This window comes from Salinispora sp. H7-4, from assembly GCF_013416675.1.
Taxonomy (GTDB): Bacteria; Actinomycetota; Actinomycetes; order Mycobacteriales; family Micromonosporaceae; genus Micromonospora; species Micromonospora vitiensis.
Genome location: NZ_JABZED010000006.1, coordinates 139,658 through 157,168 on the forward strand (window position 1 = coordinate 139,658; position 17,511 = coordinate 157,168).

At 70.9% G+C, this 17,511-nt stretch carries 21 protein-coding genes; 17 read left to right on the forward strand and 4 right to left on the reverse strand.

Annotated elements, in window-relative coordinates; all coding sequences use genetic code 11:
• Together H0524_RS06985 and H0524_RS06990 are read right to left on the reverse strand one after the other, a co-directional pair.
• A partial coding sequence (locus H0524_RS06985; RefSeq protein ID WP_180197914.1) for a DUF397 domain-containing protein occupies nt 1–115 on the reverse strand: 115 nt, incomplete at its 3' end.
• Complete coding sequence (locus tag H0524_RS06990; protein ID WP_018812304.1) at nt 112–900, reverse strand: helix-turn-helix transcriptional regulator; 789 nt, start codon at nt 898–900, stop codon at nt 112–114. The genes H0524_RS06990 and H0524_RS06985, both read right to left, overlap by 4 nt.
• 191 nt (nt 901–1,091) lie before the next feature.
• On the opposite strand from H0524_RS06990, the gene H0524_RS06995 reads away from it, so the two are divergent.
• The 12 genes from H0524_RS06995 to H0524_RS07050 all read left to right on the forward strand — a co-directional run bounded on the left by H0524_RS06995 (nt 1,092) and on the right by H0524_RS07050 (nt 12,119).
• Nucleotides 1,092–1,316 carry a hypothetical protein gene (locus H0524_RS06995; protein WP_080643036.1) on the forward strand — a complete coding sequence of 75 codons (225 nt, stop codon included), beginning with the start codon at nt 1,092–1,094 and terminating at the stop codon, nt 1,314–1,316.
• 131 nt (nt 1,317–1,447) lie between these two features.
• A complete protein-coding gene (locus H0524_RS07000; RefSeq protein ID WP_180197915.1) occupies nt 1,448–2,155 on the forward strand; it encodes a flavin reductase family protein in 708 nt (235 codons plus the stop codon).
• A 135-nt stretch (nt 2,156–2,290) separates the two neighbouring features.
• A complete protein-coding gene (locus H0524_RS07005; RefSeq protein ID WP_180197916.1) occupies nt 2,291–2,668 on the forward strand; it encodes a DUF485 domain-containing protein in 378 nt (125 codons plus the stop codon).
• Entirely contained in the window at nt 2,646–4,319 is a 1,674-nt protein-coding gene (locus H0524_RS07010; RefSeq protein WP_180197917.1) for a cation acetate symporter, read from the forward strand. The genes H0524_RS07005 and H0524_RS07010 overlap by 23 nt, the downstream gene beginning before the upstream one ends.
• A 140-nt stretch (nt 4,320–4,459) precedes the next feature.
• Entirely contained in the window at nt 4,460–5,437 is a 978-nt protein-coding gene (locus tag H0524_RS07015) for an NAD-dependent epimerase/dehydratase family protein (protein WP_180197918.1), read from the forward strand.
• 70 nt (nt 5,438–5,507) lie between these two features.
• Nucleotides 5,508–6,761, forward strand: a complete 1,254-nt coding sequence (locus H0524_RS07020; protein ID WP_180197919.1) for an LCP family protein — start codon at nt 5,508–5,510, stop codon at nt 6,759–6,761.
• 227 nt (nt 6,762–6,988) lie between these two features.
• Nucleotides 6,989–7,930: an LCP family protein gene (locus tag H0524_RS07025; protein ID WP_180197920.1), complete on the forward strand. Its 942-nt coding sequence runs from the start codon at nt 6,989–6,991 to the stop codon at nt 7,928–7,930.
• Between the two features lie 48 nt (nt 7,931–7,978).
• The gene (locus H0524_RS07030) at nt 7,979–8,314 is read left to right on the forward strand and encodes a rhodanese-like domain-containing protein (RefSeq protein WP_180197921.1); all 336 of its coding nucleotides are present in this window, start codon (nt 7,979–7,981) and stop codon (nt 8,312–8,314) included.
• Between the two features lie 9 nt (nt 8,315–8,323).
• Nucleotides 8,324–9,115 (forward strand): glycerophosphodiester phosphodiesterase family protein, encoded by a 792-nt coding sequence (locus H0524_RS07035; RefSeq protein WP_180197922.1) that lies wholly within the window; start codon nt 8,324–8,326, stop codon nt 9,113–9,115.
• A 53-nt stretch (nt 9,116–9,168) separates the two neighbouring features.
• Nucleotides 9,169–10,626 carry a PAS domain-containing sensor histidine kinase gene (locus tag H0524_RS07040; RefSeq protein WP_180197923.1) on the forward strand — a complete coding sequence of 486 codons (1,458 nt, stop codon included), beginning with the start codon at nt 9,169–9,171 and terminating at the stop codon, nt 10,624–10,626.
• 61 nt (nt 10,627–10,687) lie between these two features.
• Nucleotides 10,688–11,173, forward strand: coding sequence for an ATP-binding protein (locus tag H0524_RS07045; RefSeq protein ID WP_180198060.1), 486 nt, complete (start codon nt 10,688–10,690; stop codon nt 11,171–11,173).
• Nucleotides 11,174–11,234: 61 nt separating this feature from the next.
• On the forward strand, nt 11,235–12,119 hold the full coding sequence (locus H0524_RS07050) for a DUF5926 family protein (RefSeq protein WP_180197924.1): 885 nt from the start codon (nt 11,235–11,237) through the stop codon (nt 12,117–12,119).
• 68 nt (nt 12,120–12,187) lie between these two features.
• On the opposite strand, the gene H0524_RS07055 is transcribed toward H0524_RS07050, so the two are convergent.
• On the reverse strand, nt 12,188–13,408 hold the full coding sequence (locus H0524_RS07055; RefSeq protein ID WP_180197925.1) for an arginine deiminase: 1,221 nt from the start codon (nt 13,406–13,408) through the stop codon (nt 12,188–12,190).
• 159 nt (nt 13,409–13,567) lie between these two features.
• On the opposite strand from H0524_RS07055, the gene H0524_RS07060 reads away from it, so the two are divergent.
• The 5 genes from H0524_RS07060 to pheA all read left to right on the forward strand — a co-directional run bounded on the left by H0524_RS07060 (nt 13,568) and on the right by pheA (nt 17,013).
• A complete protein-coding gene (locus tag H0524_RS07060; RefSeq protein WP_026322852.1) occupies nt 13,568–14,278 on the forward strand; it encodes a hypothetical protein in 711 nt (236 codons plus the stop codon).
• A 141-nt stretch (nt 14,279–14,419) separates the two neighbouring features.
• On the forward strand, nt 14,420–14,878 hold the full coding sequence (locus H0524_RS07065; RefSeq protein WP_180197926.1) for a hypothetical protein: 459 nt from the start codon (nt 14,420–14,422) through the stop codon (nt 14,876–14,878).
• 75 nt (nt 14,879–14,953) lie between these two features.
• The gene (locus tag H0524_RS07070; protein WP_018727701.1) at nt 14,954–15,337 is read left to right on the forward strand and encodes an ACT domain-containing protein; all 384 of its coding nucleotides are present in this window, start codon (nt 14,954–14,956) and stop codon (nt 15,335–15,337) included.
• A 229-nt stretch (nt 15,338–15,566) separates the two neighbouring features.
• On the forward strand, nt 15,567–16,052 hold the full coding sequence (locus H0524_RS07075) for a hypothetical protein (RefSeq protein ID WP_180198061.1): 486 nt from the start codon (nt 15,567–15,569) through the stop codon (nt 16,050–16,052).
• A gap of 10 nt (nt 16,053–16,062) precedes the next feature.
• Nucleotides 16,063–17,013 (forward strand): prephenate dehydratase, encoded by a 951-nt coding sequence (gene pheA, locus H0524_RS07080; RefSeq protein WP_180197927.1) that lies wholly within the window; start codon nt 16,063–16,065, stop codon nt 17,011–17,013.
• Between the two features lie 77 nt (nt 17,014–17,090).
• Here the strand turns inward: pheA and H0524_RS07085 are convergent, their stop codons facing one another.
• Nucleotides 17,091–17,435 carry a metallopeptidase family protein gene (locus H0524_RS07085; RefSeq protein ID WP_180198062.1) on the reverse strand — a complete coding sequence of 115 codons (345 nt, stop codon included), beginning with the start codon at nt 17,433–17,435 and terminating at the stop codon, nt 17,091–17,093.
• Nucleotides 17,436–17,511 lie beyond the last annotated feature (76 nt).

Consider the following 17,511-nt stretch of genomic DNA (forward strand, 5'->3'; position numbering starts at 1 on the left):
CCTTGCTGTCCCGCACCAACACCACCCCGGTCAGATTGTCCGCCACCTCGACACAGTTGCCCCCGGTGTCCCCAGAGCGGGTTGACGTGCGCCAGCGCGGTTCAACAGCAGTCATGACGTCACCTTCAGCTTTCGAATCATGTCCAGCGAAGTGCTTGTGGACAACGCCTCGCCCAGCACGCTATCCCATTTGCGGTTGATGAAGCGGACTGTCTCAGGGTCGTTGACCACATGCCCACGCGCAGCGTTCTCTAGATAGATCGCTTGCTCGCCGTCGGCCAGCTCAACCAACACAAAACCTCCGGATAGGCCGACGTGCTCGCCAACGCTGAGTGGCACAACGTGCAGCCGGAGTTGCGGTAGCTCGGCCACCTCCAGCAACTGGTCAAGCTGAGCATCAAACACAGCCGGTCCACCGACTGGTCGACGAATTGCCATCTCGTCCATCAGGAAGACCGCCTGCGACAGTGGGGGATCCCGATACAGCAGTCGCTGTCGCTCCATGCGGACAGTGACCAGCTCGTCTACTGCGGGAGCTTGCTGTAACCCGCCAGCCGAGATCACCGCCCGGGCGTACTCCTCGGTCTGGAGCAGGCCCGGCACCAGACACGGTTCAAAGGCGCGCAACCGGGTCGACTGCTGCTCGTAGCCCCGCCACGCCACGAACCAGGAGGGTCCTCGCTCCTGGTCAGCCTCCTTGAGCAACTCGGCGAGGAGGCCACCAGTGTCCAGCGCCTCATCTGCGGCGACCGCCAGCTCCATGGTCGGGCGCCGTCGGCCAGTCTCGATGGCGGCGATCAGGGATGGGCTCCACCTGATCATGGCTGCCAAGCCCTCTTGAGAAACGTTGGCAGCGGCACGGGCGGCCTTGAGCGCTCGGATCCACATCTCGAACTTCATCGCTCACCTACCTGGTAAGTACGTGATCGCGTTCTGTAGTAAGCACTGGCATCCTCCCCCGCCCGGGGCAGCGAGTCCAGGGTGGAAGCTGCGCGGCCCGGCTGGTGGAGGCGACGCCCGACAGCTGGTCCTGCGTCGGGTCGCCCCGAGCACTCCCGGTCGGGGCGACCCACCAGCCGGAGGAGGCAGCGATGCTCAGACTGTTCCGACGAAACGGCGCTCTGCGGTGGTACCGGCGCAGGGGCCGGCCGGCGGCGGCCAGCACGTGGGGGGCGACTGCGGTGGGGCGGGCGCCGGCTCCGCCGCAGCAGCCGCCCGCGTGGGCCAGTTGGCCGACGGTGGCGTCGCCCCAACCGGGCCGGGTCGGTTGGCTGACCCCGGCGCAGACCTGGCGGGCCAACGGTGGCCGCTGGTGAGCGGAGTACGACCGCCAAGGGGCCGCCCGGTGGCGGGTCGAGGGGTGCCGCACGTACCGATGCGCCCGCTCTGGCGGTGTCGGGCGTGTGGCGCCCCCTGGCCCTGCCAACCGGCGCGGCTCGCGTTGTTAATGGAGTACCGGCACGATCGACCGGCGCTCCTCGTCTACCTGGGAACGCTGCTCGCGGAGGCGACGACGCAGCTGGCGCCGCTGCACCGGAATGAGCTGTCGGACGGGCTGCGGGAGCGCTTCGTCGGCTGGGCGCGCGCCGGGGACGGCAGAATGTTCCACGTGAATCATGAGCCGGGCGCTGACATCCACCACACCGACCCGTTCGCCGTTCCCGCCGGCCAGCGGTCCCCCGTACGCCGGTTGCGGGGTCGACTGGCGACGCCGGTGACGCTCTGGACGGCGCCCGGCCCGGCCGGGCTGACGGTGTCGTCAACGCTGGTGGCGAAGGGTGAGCCGGACCGGCTACTCGGGTTGGTCGACCCGGAGTCGGAGCTGTGGGCGGCGGCCGAGGCGGCGGGGCGCTTCGCGGTGGCGCCACTCGGCCCGGCACACCGGCAGCTCGCCGACCGCTTCGCCGGGCTCTTCCCGTCGCCGGGCGGCCTCTTCGCCACCGGCGACTGGACCGACACGGAGTACGGCCCGGTGCCGTCGGACGCCGGCGGCTGGACCGGCTGCCGCCTCGACACCGCCCGGGAGTACGGCTGGGCGCTGCTGGTGGAGGCCACGATCGTCGCCGTCGAGCTGGTCGAGGAGGCGGAGCCGCTGCTGCACTACCGGGGCCGGTACCGCGAGATCGCCGGAGGTGGTCGCCGGTCACCGGAGTGAGCCAGGTCACTCGGCGCAGCCACGGTGCCGTTCGGCGCAGCTGACGACCGGCGACGATCGCCGCCTTCCGGGGCCGGTAGCGGATTCCCTACCGTGCGCGAAACCCCGGATACCTGTGAAGGTGGTGAGCCACGGATGTCCACAGACACACCCTCGTCCGCCCCGGCCGAGTCGGCGGCGGAACGCTATCTGGCCGTACAACGGTCGGCCGAGTTCGCCGGGTTGCGGCGCGCGTTGCGCGGCTTCGTCTTCCCGATGACCGTCGCGTTCTTCCTCTGGTACGCGCTCTACGTGATCCTGTCCGCGTACGCGCGGGACCTCATGGGCACGAAGATCGTCGGCAACATCAATGTGGCGCTGGTCTTCGGTCTGCTCCAGTTCGCCTCCACCTTCCTGATCGCCTGGCTCTACTCCCGGTACGCCGCCCGCCGGATCGATCCGGTGGCGGACCGGATCCGCGCGGAGATCGGGGAGATCGGGGAGGTGACCCATGACCACGGTCCTCGCGGCTGAGGCGGGTGACAGCACCGCCCGGAACCTGACCCTCACGCTCTTTCTCGTCTTCGTGGCGGTGACGCTGGCGATCACGGTGTGGGCCAGCCGGCAGACCAAGACCGCCACCGACTTCTACGCGGGTGGCCGCTCCTTCTCCGGCTTCCAGAACGGCATGGCGATCGGCGGCGACTACATGTCGGCGGCGTCGTTCCTCGGCATCGCCGGCCTGATCGCCCTCTACGGCTACGACGGCTTCCTCTACTCGATCGGCTTCCTGGTCGCCTGGCTGGTGGCACTGCTGCTCGTCGCCGAGCTGCTGCGCAACTCCGGCCGCTACACGATGGCCGACGTGCTCGCCTTCCGGATGCGGCAGCGTCCGGTACGGACGGCCGCCGCGGCCTCCACCATCACGGTCTCGATCTTCTATCTGCTCGCCCAGATGGTGGGTGCGGGGGCGCTGGTGGCGCTGCTGCTCGGCATCAAGCCGGGTACGACCTTCCTCGGCCTGGACGCGGACGCCGCCAAGATCGCCACGATCATCATGGTCGGCGCGCTGATGGTCACCTACGTGACGGTGGGCGGCATGAAGGGCACCACCTATGTGCAGATCGTGAAGGCGTTCCTCCTGATGGGCGGCGCCGTCGTGATGACACTGCTGGTGTTGGCGAAGTACAAGTTCAACCTCTCCGACCTGCTCGGGGACGCGGCGGACGCCTCCGGCCAGGGCGCCGCCTTCCTCGAACCGGGGCTGCGGTACGGCGTCGAGACACCCGGTGACGCCCTGAAGACCTTCTACAGCAAGCTGGATCTGCTCTCCCTCGGCGTCGCGCTGGTGCTCGGCACAGCCGGCCTGCCACACATCCTCATCCGCTTCTACACCGTGCCGACGGCGAAGGCCGCCCGGAAGAGTGTCCTCTGGGCAATCGGCATCATCGGTACCTTCTACCTGCTCACGCTCGCTCTCGGTTTCGGTGCCGCGGCGCTGGTGGGCCGCGAGGCGATCACCGCGCAGGACCGGGCCGGGAACACCGCCGCGCCGCAGCTGGCCGAGGCGTTGGGGGTGGACTTCCTCGGCGGGGAGCTGGGCGGGGCGACCCTGCTGGCGGTCATCGCGGCGGTCGCCTTCGCGACGATCCTGGCGGTCGTCGCCGGCCTGACCCTGGCCTCCTCGTCCAGCCTGGCGCACGACTTCTACGCCAACGTGATCAAGAAGGGCACCGCGTCCGAGCGGCAGGAGGTGGCCGTGGCGCGGATCTCCGCACTGGTGATCGGCGCGATCGCGATCGTCCTCTCCATCTTCGCGCAGAACCTGAACGTCGCCTTCCTGGTCGCCCTCGCCTTCGCGGTGGCCGCCTCGGGCAACCTGCCGGCGATCCTCTACAGCCTCTTCTGGCGGCGGTTCAACACCAGCGGCGCGGTCTGGGCCATCTACGGCGGCCTCTTCGCCGCGGTCTTCCTGGTCTTCTTCTCCCCGGTCGTCTCCGGTTCGCCGACCGCGATGTTCCCCGACCAGGACTGGCAGTGGTTCCCCCTGTCCAACCCGGGCCTGCTCTCCATCCCGTTCGGTTTCCTCTGCGGCTGGTTCGGGACGGTGATCTCCAAGGAACGCGACGATCAGCGCTACGCCGAGTTGGAGGTGCGCTCCCTCACCGGCGCGGGCGCGCACTGACCGTCCCGGGCGGCGACATCCCGGGCCAGGCGGCGACATCCCGGGCGGGGCGGCGACATCCCGCGCGGGGCGGGGCGGGGATGCTCCCGCCCCGCCCTTCCCCGCCGGGTGGGAACCGACTGCTCGGTAGGGTGGCCGCCATGAAGGTTGTGCAACGCTTCGGCCCCGGTCATCGCATCCTCGTCACCGGCGGGGCGGGCTTCGTCCCCTCCCACCTGGTTGACGCCCTCCTCGCCCGTGGCTGCACGGTCGTGGCGGTGGACAACTTCGTGACCGGGTCCAAGGAGAACGTCGCCCACCTGGCGGAGACGTCGACCTTCACGCTCGTCGAGGCGGATATCTCCGACGGGCTTCCCGAGCACCATCCCGCCCTCGCCGAACGGTTCGACGCCATTCTGCACATGGCGTCACCGGCCAGCCCCACCGACTTCGAGAAGCTGCCGGTGGAGATCCTCCGGGTCGGCTCGGTCGCCACCCTGCACCTGCTGGACCGGGCGGTCGCCGACGGTGCCCGGTTCCTGCTGGCCTCCACCTCCGAGGCGTACGGGGACCCGTTGGAACACCCCCAGCGGGAGACGTACTGGGGCAACGTCAACCCGATCGGGATCCGGAGCGTCTACGACGAGTCGAAGCGGTTCGGCGAGGCGGCGACGATGGCGTACCACCGGAGCCGGGGGGCCGACGTCGCCATTGTCCGGATCTTCAACACCTATGGTCCACGGATGCGGCCGGACGACGGCCGGGCGATCCCGACGTTCATCGCCCAGTCGCTGCGCGGCGAGCCGATCACCGTGCACGGCACCGGGGACCAGACCCGCTCCATCTGCTACGTCGATGATCTGGTGCAGGGCATCCTGTTGCTGCTGGACTCGACCGAGACCGGGCCGGTCAACTGCGGGACCGAGCACGAGCTGAGCATGCGTCGACTGGCGGAGTCGATCGTGTCACTCTGCGGGAGCAACTCCGAGGTGACCTATGTCACCCGGGCCGCAGATGATCCGAAGATGCGGCGACCGGATCTCACCCGGGCCCGGGAACTCCTCGACTTCGAGCCGGAGGTTACGCCCGAGGAGGGCCTACGCCGCACGATTGCGTACTTCCGCGACCGGCTCGGGTAGCCGCCCACGGGCGCCCGTCGCCGAATCGGGGTGCCACCGGCTTACAGCATCCCGACGTACCCTGACTCGCATGTCAGCGACCACCGCCGCCGCTTACCCGTTCCCGCACCTGAGCCGCAGCTCCGGGCGGGCCCGGGTGGCCGGCCCCACCACCGGACGTGCCCGCCCCGCGCCGACAGGCTGGCGCCCCGCGCCGGCCGGACCGACCGGCGGCGGACCCCTCGGCCCTGGCGGTCCCGGTGGTCCCGGCCGCCCTGGCGGTCCCGGTGGTCCCGGCGGCCCGGGGCGGCCGGGTGGTCGCCCCGGGCCGGGCCGGCGTGGCCCGCGTCCTCGCTGGGGTCGGATCGCGCTGGTGGCCGGAGTCGCGGTGCTGGTGTGCGCGCTGCTCGCCGGCACCGGGGCCTGGTTCTACGCCCGCGGCCTCGACAACGACCTCGCCCGGACCAATCCGTTCCCGCCGGGGGAAACCGAGGACCGACCGGTCAAGCTGGTTGATGGGGCGCTGAACATCCTCCTCGTCGGCACGGACTCCCGGGATCCGGACGCGCCGATGGACCAACGCGGCGAGTGGCGCGCCGACACGATCATGGTGATGCACATTCCCAGCAACCACCAGGAGGCATACCTGGTGTCGATCCCCCGTGACCTGTACGTGCCGATCCCGGAGAGCGCGAGTGCCGACTGCGGCTCGGGACAGCGGAGGAAGATCAACGCCGCTTTCGCGTTCGGCGGCCTCCCCTTGGCGGTCCGCACCGTGGAGTGCTTCACCGATGTCCGCCTCGACCATGTCATGGCGATCGACTTCGGCGGGTTCGAGGAGGTCACGGACGCGCTCGGCGGCGTTGATCTCACCGTGGAGAAGACGATCACCTCGATCCACAAGCCGTACCGGACCTTCACCGAGGGCGTCAACCACATGGACGGCGCCGAGGCGCTGGACTGGGTCCGGCAGCGCAAGCAGTTCCCCCGGGGCGACTTCGACCGGATGCGACACCAACAGGAGTTCCTGCGCGCGCTGATGAACAAGGCGGCCAGCACCGGAACGCTCACCAACCCGATCAAGATGAACGACTTCCTCAAGGCCGTGACCGCCGCGGTCACCGTTGACGAGGGCTTCTCCCTGATCGACATAGCCCTCCAGTTCCGCAGCCTGCGGGGGGAGAATCTGACCTTCATGACCAGCCCGCACAACGGCAGCCAGAACATCAACGGCGAATCAGTCGTGGTCTCCGACCGGGAGCAGGCGCTCGCGATGTACCAGGCCATCTCCGCGGACGGCATGGCCGACTGGGTTGCGGCGAACGAGAGCGACGCCGACAGCTGACCGCACGCCGGGGCAGCGCCGCCAGCATCGACCCGACCGGATTGGGATCCAGCGAACGGACCCGGCGGTGGCGCGCCGAACCGTAGCCTGATGCGAGGATTACTCACAGACGGTGACGGGGAGGAACCACGTCCAGGTCGAGGGGTGGACAGGAGCGGGCCGACGCAGGCGTCCGGCGCGGACGGCCACGTTGGCCCCGCCTCCTCCTCGGCGTCGGCCTCACGCTGGTGATCCTGGCCAGCCTCGCCATGTTCGGCCTCTACCGGCTCGCCCATCGGTACGACCAGACAGTGACCCGGGAGGAACTGCTCGACCCGGACGCCCGGCGGAGCCGGACGGACCTGGACGGTCCGCTGAACTTCCTGCTCATCGGGACCGACCGCTGGCGGAGCAGCAGCGCCACCGCCGACCGGAGGTCGGACACCATCCTCATCGTGCACGTGCCGGCCGGCGGGCGGGAGGCGTTCCTGATGTCGGTACCCCGGGACCTTCGAGTCATCATCCCCGCCGCTCCCGGCTTCGGCGGCGGGGAGGACAAGATCAACGCCGCGTACCAACACGGCGGTGGCGGAGAGTCCGGCACCCGACTTCTCTCCGCGACCCTCGCCCAGCTCACCGGGATCCGCTTCGACGGCGCAGCCAAGGTCGACTTCTCCGGCTTCCGCGACGTCATCGACCACCTCGGCGGCGTACGCATCTGCGTCGACACCCAGTTCCGCTCGATCCACACCGACCGGGTGTTCACCCCCGGCTGCCAGGAGATGGACGGCGGCACCGCGCTGGACTTCGCTCGCCAGCGTTACGACCTGCCCAACGGCGACTACGACCGGCAGACCCACCAGCAGCAGCTCCTCCGGGCGATACTGCAGCGCACCTCCGAGACCTCGATCCGGACCAACCCGGTCCGCCTGGACCAGGTGATCCGAGCGGTCGGCAACTCGCTGACGGTGGACACCAACGGCGTACCCCTGGCGGATCTGGTTCTCACGCTGCGGGACCTGCCGGCGGACTCCCTACGTGGGATCCGGCTGCCGTCCTACCCGCTGACTGTCGACGAGGTCTCCTACGTCGTCCTGGAAGAGGGCGGCGCCGGGATCTTCACCGCGATCCAGAACCAGCGGGTGCCGCAGTGGGCCCGGGCCAACCCCCGGTGGGTCACCCAGCTCTGACGAACCGGCAACACCCACCCGGAGCACCCCGCCCCTAAGCTGGAAGCCGTGTTCGGACCCCACGTACCCACCGTGACCGTGACCGATATCAACGACGATGCGTACCTGCTCGATGTCCGCGAGGACGACGAGTGGCTCGCCGGCCACGCACCCGGCGCCCATCACCTACCGATGACCCAACTCCCCGCCCGGCTGTCCGAAGTGCCCGACAACCGCGAGGTGGCTGTCATCTGCCGATCCGGCGGGCGCTCCGCGCGGGTCGTCACCTACCTCCTGGGCAACGGCTGGGAGCAGGTGCGCAACGTCGAGGGCGGGATGGGTGAGTGGGCCGCCACCGGTCGGCCGGTGGTCGGCGGCGACGGACAGCCAGGCCGAGTCCTGTAGGCGCACGTCATGGCCCACCCGCTGGTCTTCGCCCACCGCGGCTCGTCGTATGACCTCCCGGAGCACACGCTGGCCGCGTACCTTCGCGCCCTCGACGAAGGCGCCGACGGGTTGGAGTGCGATGTTCGGCTGACCCGCGACGGGCACCTCGTCTGCGTACACGACCGTCGCCTGGACCGCACCAGCAACGGGCACGGCCCGGTCAGCACCCGCACGCTCGCCGAGTTGGAGGGGCTCGACTTCGGGTCCTGGCATCCCGGACCCGCACGAGCCAACGGCGACGAGGTGCTGGACGAGTCGTACCTGCGGCTGCTCACCCTGGACCGACTCCTGGAAGCGACCCGCGCCGCCGGCCGGCCGGTCCGGCTGCTCATCGAGACCAAACACCCGTCCCGGTACGGGCGACACGTCGAGCGCCGGCTGGTCGCACTGCTCGAACAGCACGGGCTGACCGTGCCGAGGCCCGACCACCCGCTCCAGGTCACCGTCATGTCGTTCTCCCTGCTGGCGGTGCGGCGACTCCGTGCGCTGGCCCCCGCGCTGCCCGCCGTGCTGCTGTTGGACATGTTGCCGCGCGGGTTTCGGCTGGGCCGGTTGCCGTTCGGCATCCAGATCGCCGGTCCCGGCCTCGCGCTGATGCGTTCCCACCCCGCCCTGATCCCCACGCTGCAGGCAGCCGGCAACCAGGTGTACGTCTGGACCGTCAACAAACCCCGCGACCTGGAGCTGGTGCTGGACGCCGGGGTGGACGGCATCATCACCGATCGGCCGGCCCCCACGCTCACCCGGCTCCGCGGCTGAGCGCGGGACCAACGGGCCTGTCCCGGATCCGGTCGGCCGTGCACACTCGGGGCATGCCGAGACGCACGGACTTCTCTGCTCTGATCAACGGCCACACCGCGGTGATCGAAATGATCAACGCCGGCGAGGCCGGTGTGCCGGCACTCAACCAGCTCCTCCGGGTGGTCCAGCAGGCGCTGGGTGCCGCCGGGATGGCCTTTGTCGAGTTCACCTCCACCGGTGGGCGGGTGATCGCCGCCACCGGCACCACCGAGTGGACCCTCGACCAGCACCTGCCGGCGGACGATCCGGACGCCCGCTGCCTGCTCTCCGGACCCCGGGTCCACCAGCTCGACACGGACCGCCTCCGCGGCCGGCTCGGGACGAGCCTCACCGGCCCGGCCAGCTCCCAGATGGTGGTGTCCCGCGCCGAGATCAGCGGGCACACCGTGGGCAGCCTGCACGCCCTCTACCCCGCCGGCGAGGACCAACCAGACCCGGACCACCAGTGCGTCATCGCCTACGTCGCCTCCTGCATCGCCCACCTCTACGGCGACCAGCGCGGCCTGCCGGTGCACGTTGACGGACCGATCGTGGCCGCGCTCGCCGATGGCCTGGCGGTGGTGGACCGCGAGGCCCACGTCCGACTCTGGAACCCCGCCGCCGCCCAGCTCACCGGCCACGCGGTCGCCGACGTCCTCAGCCGGCCCGTGCCGTTCCCCCTTCCCGCGCCGGGGCAGGCACTCGACCACCGACTGCCGGACGGCCGCTGGCTGCGGGTCACCTCGGAAGAGCTGCCGGGGCCCGGAACGCTCCGCGTGGTCACCTTCCGCGATATCACCGACCAGCAGCAGAGCATCGCCGACCACGACCTCTTCGTCGCGGTGACCAGCCACGAGCTGCGCACCCCGGTGACTGTCATCAAGGGGTACGCGGACACCCTCACCGATCACTGGGAGGCGCTGAGTGACGCCGACCGGCAGCTGGCCGCCCAGAAGATCGGGCAGCGCGCCAACGAACTGGCCCGCCTCGTCGACCGGCTCCTCTCCTCCACCGCGGAGGCGGGTTCCGGTGGAACACCGCCCGCCCCGTACGACCTGGGCGACGCCCTGCGGGCGGCGGTGACCGAACTCCCCGCCGAGCTGCGGCGCCGGATCACCCTCACCGCGCCGGTCGGCCTGCCCTGGGTGCTCGGTCACCGGGCCAGTCTGGCGACGGTCCTCACTGAGCTGTGTACGAACGCCGGCAAGTACTCACCCCCCACCAGCCCGATCACGGTCACCGCTGGTACCGACGGACAGACCGTCTCCGTCCACGTCACCGACCAGGGCATCGGTATCCGTCCGGAGCATGTGGAGCGGGCGTTCGACCAGTACTGGCAGGGCGATTCCGGCGATCGCCATCGCCGCCCCGGAGCCGGGCTCGGCCTCTTTCTCGTCCGCCGGATCGTGGAGCAACAGAATGGACGGGTATACCTCCGGCCGAAGGCCGGCGGCGGTACGGTCGCAGAGGTACGGCTACCCCATGGGTGACCCGGGGCGGTGGGGGTGAAGGGCAACGGTGTTGACGGAGAGTCCCGAACGGACGTGGTGCGTGGTGGTTCCCCACGACGGGGTGGGAGCCCGGCAGGCGCGGCACTGGCTCGCCGGCGAGTTGGGCGCCGCCGTACCGTCAGCGCTGCTCGCGGATCTCGTGGCGGTCCTCGCGGAGTTGGTGGGCAACGCCGTACGGCACGCCGACCCACTGCCAGGCGGGGTGATCCGGGTGGGTTGGCGGCTGCGCCCCACCCCGATGGGCCCACGGATCTGGTTGCGGGTGACTGACGGTGGCGCCCCCGTCGAGCCGCGGATCCGGGCCATCGATCCCGACGCACCCGATGGCCGTGGTCTGCACATCGTCGCCGGACTGTCCAGCCGCTGGGGCGTTGACCGGGATGGCCACGGGCAGAGCGTCTGGGCTGAGTTCGAGCCGGCCGGAAGTCCGGCCGAGCCGGTCGGAGAGCAGGCCGGTCCGGCCGGACAGCAGGCCGAGCCGGTCGACAGCAACGCTTTCGGCGGGCCGGATCTGGTGATCGCCTGACCGGCGGGGCCGGGCGGGTCCCGCCCCCGTCAGCCCGCGCGGCCCTCTAGGCTGTCCGACCGTGAGCAAGCGTCGAAAGAGCCAGCGGGCCGCGGACACCACCGGGAAACGGGAGAAGGTGCGGGATATCTTCGTGCCCCGCCCCTTCGAGGGCCTGACCGATGAGCCGGAGTGGATCGCCCTACGCGAGCTCGTGCCGGCCGCAACGGCACCACTGCGCCTCGCCCCCGACCTGGTGACCGAGTTCGGCGAGCGGGAGGTCCTGCTGGCCACCGTCCTGCCGGCGGCGGCACCGGCGATGGTGCAGCCAACCGGCCGGGTCCTGCTCGGCCTCCAGCGGCATCAGCAGTCCGGTGACGTCTCCCGGGACCTGGCCGAGGCGTTGCTCTGCGCGCTGCGTACCGAGCCGGGCCGCCAGGTCAGCGTGCCGCCGCTGCCCGGCCCGGGGCCCCGGCTGCCGGACGTGCTGGTGGACGCTCCACTGGAGATCACCCTGCACCAGAGCTTCCAGTTCTGGCTCGACCCGGACTCGGCCGACGACCCGACCGTGCAGGCGTCGCTGGAGCGGGCCGACGCCGCGATCTACCCGACCGTGCGGCTCACCGCGGCCCGCGCCGCCTACTGGTGCCAGGTCCCGGAGAAGGCACACGTCCGGTGGGTGCTCCCCGAGGACGAGGACGTCGCCCTGGACGCGCTGGCCCGCCTCGGCGTGGCCGGCACCCTGACTCTGGGCGCGGAGACGAAGTTCGCCGGAATGTTCCGCGCGCACGGCCGCCTCGTGCCGGTCTGGGACCTCCCGGAGGAGACCCCGGCCAGCCACTGGGAGCAGCCGGTGGCCGAGTTCGCCGAACGCTACGCGGCGGCTCTGGCAGCCGCCGCCCCCCTGGATGCGGCGGCCCGGCGGGCCCGGCACGGGCTCCTCGGCCGCCAGCTCGCCCTCCGCTGAGTCCGCGCGGCCGGCGGAGGTGAGCGGCCGGTGGAGGTGAACGGGCAGCGGGGGGGTGAGCGGCCGGCTCAATCTTCCCGGCCGAGGGGGGCGCGGAGTAGCGGGCAGGACATGCATCGGGGGCCGCCCCGCCCGGAGCCCAGCTCCGAGCCGGCGATCGGGACGACCTCGATGCCGGCTCGCTCAAGCTGCGCGTTGGTCTCCGTGTTCCGCTCGTAGCTGACGCAGAGCCGGGGCGCCAGGGCGAGGGTGTTGTTGCCGTCGTCCCACTGTTCCCGCTCGGCGGTCACCGGGTCCAGGCCAGTGTCGATCACCCGTAGCTGGTCCAGGTTCATCGCGTCCGCGGCGGCCCGCAGGAACGGCGCCGGTCCTGCCACCCGCGGATCGTCGCCGCCGGTCCCGGCGATCACCGTGTACGCGACGAGCGTGCTGGCGATGTTCGGGTACATCAGTACCGCATCGGTGTCCACCATCGTGCAGACGGTGTCGAGATGCATGGTGGCCCGTTCCTGGGCGATCGGTACGACCAGGATGGTGTGGGCCAGCTCCGCGGCGAAGACCTGGCGGGAAAGACGCTCGGCACCCGCTGGCGTGGTCCGCTCGCCTACCCCGACCGCCAGCACTCCGGGGGCGAGCAGCAGCACGTCCCCACCCTCCAGATGCTCCATCCCCGGCTGGTACGCGAACTCGGTGCCGGCGAAACGTGGATGGTGGCGGTAGATGATGTCAGTCAGCGTGCTCTCCCGCCGACGGGCGGGCATGGCCAGGCTGGTGACGGCGGCCCGACCGCCGATCCAGACCGAGGAGTCGCGGGTGAAGAGCAGGTTTGGCAGCGGGTCGATGACGAAGTCATGCCGGTCCATCAGCTGGTAGACCAGGCCCCCGGGGCGCTCCCGGCTGATCCGCAGTTCCTCGTGGGCCAGACCGGCGATGAGGACACCGGCCAACGTGGCCGGGTCGAGGTAGGCGAGGTGGGCGGCAACCCGGGCGCGTAGCTGGTCGCCGAGCCGGGGCGAGCGCAGCACCTGCTCGGTCAGCTCGGCTCGCGCATCGTCGCCGGCGAGGGTCTCGGTGAGCAGCTCTGCCAGGTGCAGCACCTCCACGCCGCGCTCGCGCAGCACGGCGGCGAACGCGTCGTGCTCCTCCTGCGCGCGGCTGACCCAGGGGATGGCGTCGAAGAGCAGCGAACCACTGTTGCGGGGGGTGAGCCGGGCAAGCTCGGGCCCGGGGCGGTGCAGCAGGACCGTACCCAGGTGGCCAACCTCACTGTCCACGTAGTGGCTCACCATCGCAGCCTAGAGCCTGAGTTCTCGGTATCCGGCAAACAACGATGGATGAACACGGCATTCATCCGCACTCACTCCGGCGCTCCAACTTGCCCCCTCCGGGGAGTAGCGACGTAGGGTAGCGGGGACATAACTTCGAGGGACCTTTTGCCGGAGGTCGCGATGACTGTCTACCCTGCTCGCCGAACCGCAACCTCCGCCCAGGCGTTGCCGCCCATGGCGGTGCCGCACCCCCGGGTGGAGAGCCCGGGCACGCTCGCCCCACCCCGCTCCTCTCCCCTCGAGTGGGCCCGCCGCCGACGGGCCGAGCGGGGAGCACGGCGGCTGGAGGCAGCCGGAGCACGGGCACTGGGTCGACTCGACCAACTCGGTCCGGCCTGGCAGGTGATCGAATGGCCGCGTACCGACTCGCTCGATCTGCTCCGCGACGCCGCCGAGGACGAACGCGCCGGCTTCCTCGTGATCGGCCCGAGCGGGCTCTACGCGGTCACGATCGTTGATCATGGTCGGGCCCGAGTGCTGGTGGCCGGGGAGGTCGTGCAGATCAACGGCAAGCGCCCGGCCTACGTGACGGAGGCCCGCAAGGATGCCAAGCGGGCGAGCAGGGCCCTCAGCAACGCGGTCGGGCTACCAATCCCGGTGACGCCGGTGCTGACGTTCGTCGGCTCCGGCGTCATCAGCGTGTACGGCCTCCCGGAGGACTGTCTGATGGCCACCCACCGGGAACTGGACCGGCTCCTCGTCGCCGCCGGGAACCGCATCAGCCCGGAAACCGCGGCCAAGCTGTCCCGGGTCGCGCAGCACCCGGGCACCTGGCGCAACGGCAGCCACCGCCCGGCGGCCGACTACCGGTGGTATGGCGACGGCAGCTGACAAGCCGGGGCACCAACGGTACCGTCGGTGGGTCACGGTCCACATCACCAACAGTGAGCTGACGGTTGCCGGCGCGGTCAGCGAAAATGCGTTGGGTCACGCTAGCGTGGACAGACCGTCTCGGTTTACGTAGGAGGTGCGGTGGCCCACGTCGAACTCTCGCTCTCAGAAGTCCGCGTGCCGACGGTAGTGGCACCGCCAGAGCAGGAGTACGACAACGTCACCTCCTGGTCGGTAGCCGTCTCCCAGGCAGACGAGCCCTGCCTGCTCATCGCTGCCGACACTCGGGTGGTCGCCGTCTCCGCCACCGGGTCTCACCTGCTTTTTCTCGATGACTGTCTGGACGTGATCGGGCATCCACTACTCGACGGTAGCCTGCGGCTACTCGACTTCACCGCCAACCGGGGCGAGCTGACCGAGCCGGAACTCGACAAGATCCCACCGCTCCTTGCCATCACCTCCGGCCGCCTGGCCCGCGGGCTGCTCCGGATCAAAGGGGTGTCGGCGGGCGCACCGGCAGCCACCGTTGACGCCATCTCCACCCCGGTTCACCACGCCGGTGCGGTCGTGGGCTCCCTCACATTCTTCTCCGAGGTCTGACCCAGCACACTGCATGTGGCATGCGCCGCATGCAGTGTGCTGGGTAGGAGCCGTCCGAGGCCGTAAGGTGCCCTCATGCTGGATATCGCTCTGCTGCCGGGTGATTACGCTGTCTGCCGTCTGGCAGCCGGCTCTGCCCTGCCGCCCGGCCTTGCGGGCGGGCTGAGCGACGCTGACGTGGTCACGGTGAGCTGGACCACCGACGGCGTGTCGGTGATCTGCCCCGCAGCGCGCGCACCGGCACAGACCGAGACCACCTGGCGCTGCCTACGCCTGGTCGGCCCCTCTGACCTCGCGCTCTCCACCGGCTTGGCCGCTCTCATCGACCCGCTGGCCGAGGCCCGCGTCTCCGTGGTCGCCTTCTCCACCCACGACACCGACTACCTGCTGGTCCCGGCGGTCCGCCTCGATCAGGCCGTCACCGCGCTCGAGCGAGCTGGGCACCGGGTCCGTACCTAGCCAGGGCTGTGTCGGCGTCGGCTTCGGTCGAGAAGCGGCCCGGTTGAGGCTTCACCAGACCAGCGGACCCTCCTACGATGGGTTTCCCATCCGCCTGCACTTATTCATGTCGATTTGAGGATCGTCCGTGCCGTCCGGACCCCGCCCCGCTGCTCCCGCTCCGCCCACCCACCGGTCCCGGACCGGACCACCGGCCCGGCGTGGCCAGTCGCAGACCCCGGCCGCGCCCGTGGTCGGGCCGGTGGCGCTCCTGGCGGTGCTGCTCACCTCGGGCTGCGGCACCCCGCCCGAGCTGCGGGACGCCCAGCCGAGCCAGTCAGCCCGGTCCGCCTCGCCCAGCCCGACCGACGCCGCGACCACCCCTGCGGCACCGTCGCCGACCGGGGCGTCCACCCCGACGGCCAGCAGCACGCCGGTCGCCGTCCGGTGCCCCGCCGGCCCGTCCAGCCAGCAGGTGACCGACCTGGTACGCGGGCAGGACCTGCTCCCCGCCGACGCCCAGGTACGGGTGCTGACCGGGCCGCTCTGCGCCGACGACTGGCACTACACCGTCCTCACCGTCACCGGCTACGAACCGCTCCAGGTCGTCAGCCGGGGTTCCGGCACCGCGCCACGCCTGGTCACCGCCGGCACCGATGTCTGCACAGCGGAGGTACGCGTCACCTCCCCGACCGGCATCCGGACCCTGGCCTGCGACGCCAGCTCGGGTACGTAGGCTGTCGCCCATGCCGGGAACACCACCGACCCGCTTTGTCTACCTCGGGCCCGAGGGCACCTTCGCCGAGCAGGCGCTGCGGACCGTCCCCGCCGCCGAGCGGGCCAACCGGACGCCCGCCCGCAGCGTCGGCGAGGCGCTGGAGAGCGTACGTGTCGGTGCCGCGGATGCGGCGCTGGTGCCACTGGAGAACTCCATCGGCGGCGCGGTCGGGGTGACGCTGGACGAGTTGGCCGAGGGCGAGCCATTGGTGATCACACGGGAGGTGATCCTGCCGGTGCAGTTCGTGCTCGCCACCCGTACCGGCGGGCATCTCGGTACGGTGCACAGCGTGGCCGCCCATCCCCAGGCGTCCACCCAGTGCCGGGCATGGCTGCACGCTCACCTGCCCGACGCGACGGTGGTTGACGTGCTCTCCAACGGTGCGGCGGCGGTGGGGGCCGCCGCTGGCGACGTCGACGCGGCGATCTGCGCTCCGATCGGCGCGGCCCGGCACCGGCTCGCGGTACTGGCCGACAAGATCGCCGACCACCCGGACGCGGTGACCCGATTCGCGCTCTTCTCGCGGCCGGGGCCGCCCCCGCCGCCCACCGGTGACGACGTGACGTCGCTGGCGGTCTACATCGCCCACGACCGGGTGGGCGCGCTGCTCTCCGTGCTGATGGAGCTGGCCGTGCGCGGAGTCAACCTGAGCCGGATCGAGTCCCGGCCGACCGGCGAGGCACTCGGCCGGTACGTGTTCTTCCTGGACTGCACCGGTCATCTGGCCGATGCCCGGCTCGGCGAGGCACTACAGGGACTACGTCGGGTCTGCGCCCAGGTGCGCTTCCTCGGGTCGTACCCCCGGCACCGCTGGACCGGCGGCGGAGGTGAACGGCCCGCCTCAGCGGGGCCCGTGGACGCCGACTATGTCGACGCCGCCGCCTGGCTGGCCCGGCTGCGTAGCGGGGATCTCGGCTGAGACCGGTCGCCCAGTTTCCTGGCCACCCCCGCCCGGCGCCGGGCCGTGGCCGACCCTGTTCCGGGCGACCCGACGGCTCAACCCCAGCCCAACTCGTGCAGGCGCTCGTCGTCGATGCCGAAGTGGTGGGCGATCTCGTGCACGACGGTGACCGCCACCTCCTCCACCACGTCCTCCTCGGTGTCGCAGATGCGCAGGATCGGGTTGCGGTAGATCAGGATGCGGTCGGGCAGCACGCCCGAGTAGTCCCAGCCGCGGTCGGTCAGGGCGTGCCCCTCGTACAGGCCGAGTAGCTCCTCGCCGGGGGGTGGGGCGTCCTCGACCAGGATGACCACGTTGCTCATCAGCCTGAGCAACTCCTCGGGTACCTCGTCGAGCGCGTCGCCGACCAGCTCCTCGAACCGCTCCCGGTTCATCTCCATGGCCACCGCCCCATTCTGCCGGTACCCGAGGTTCTGCCGGGAAGCCCCGCCCCGGCGGGGAGCCGGCGGGGGAGGC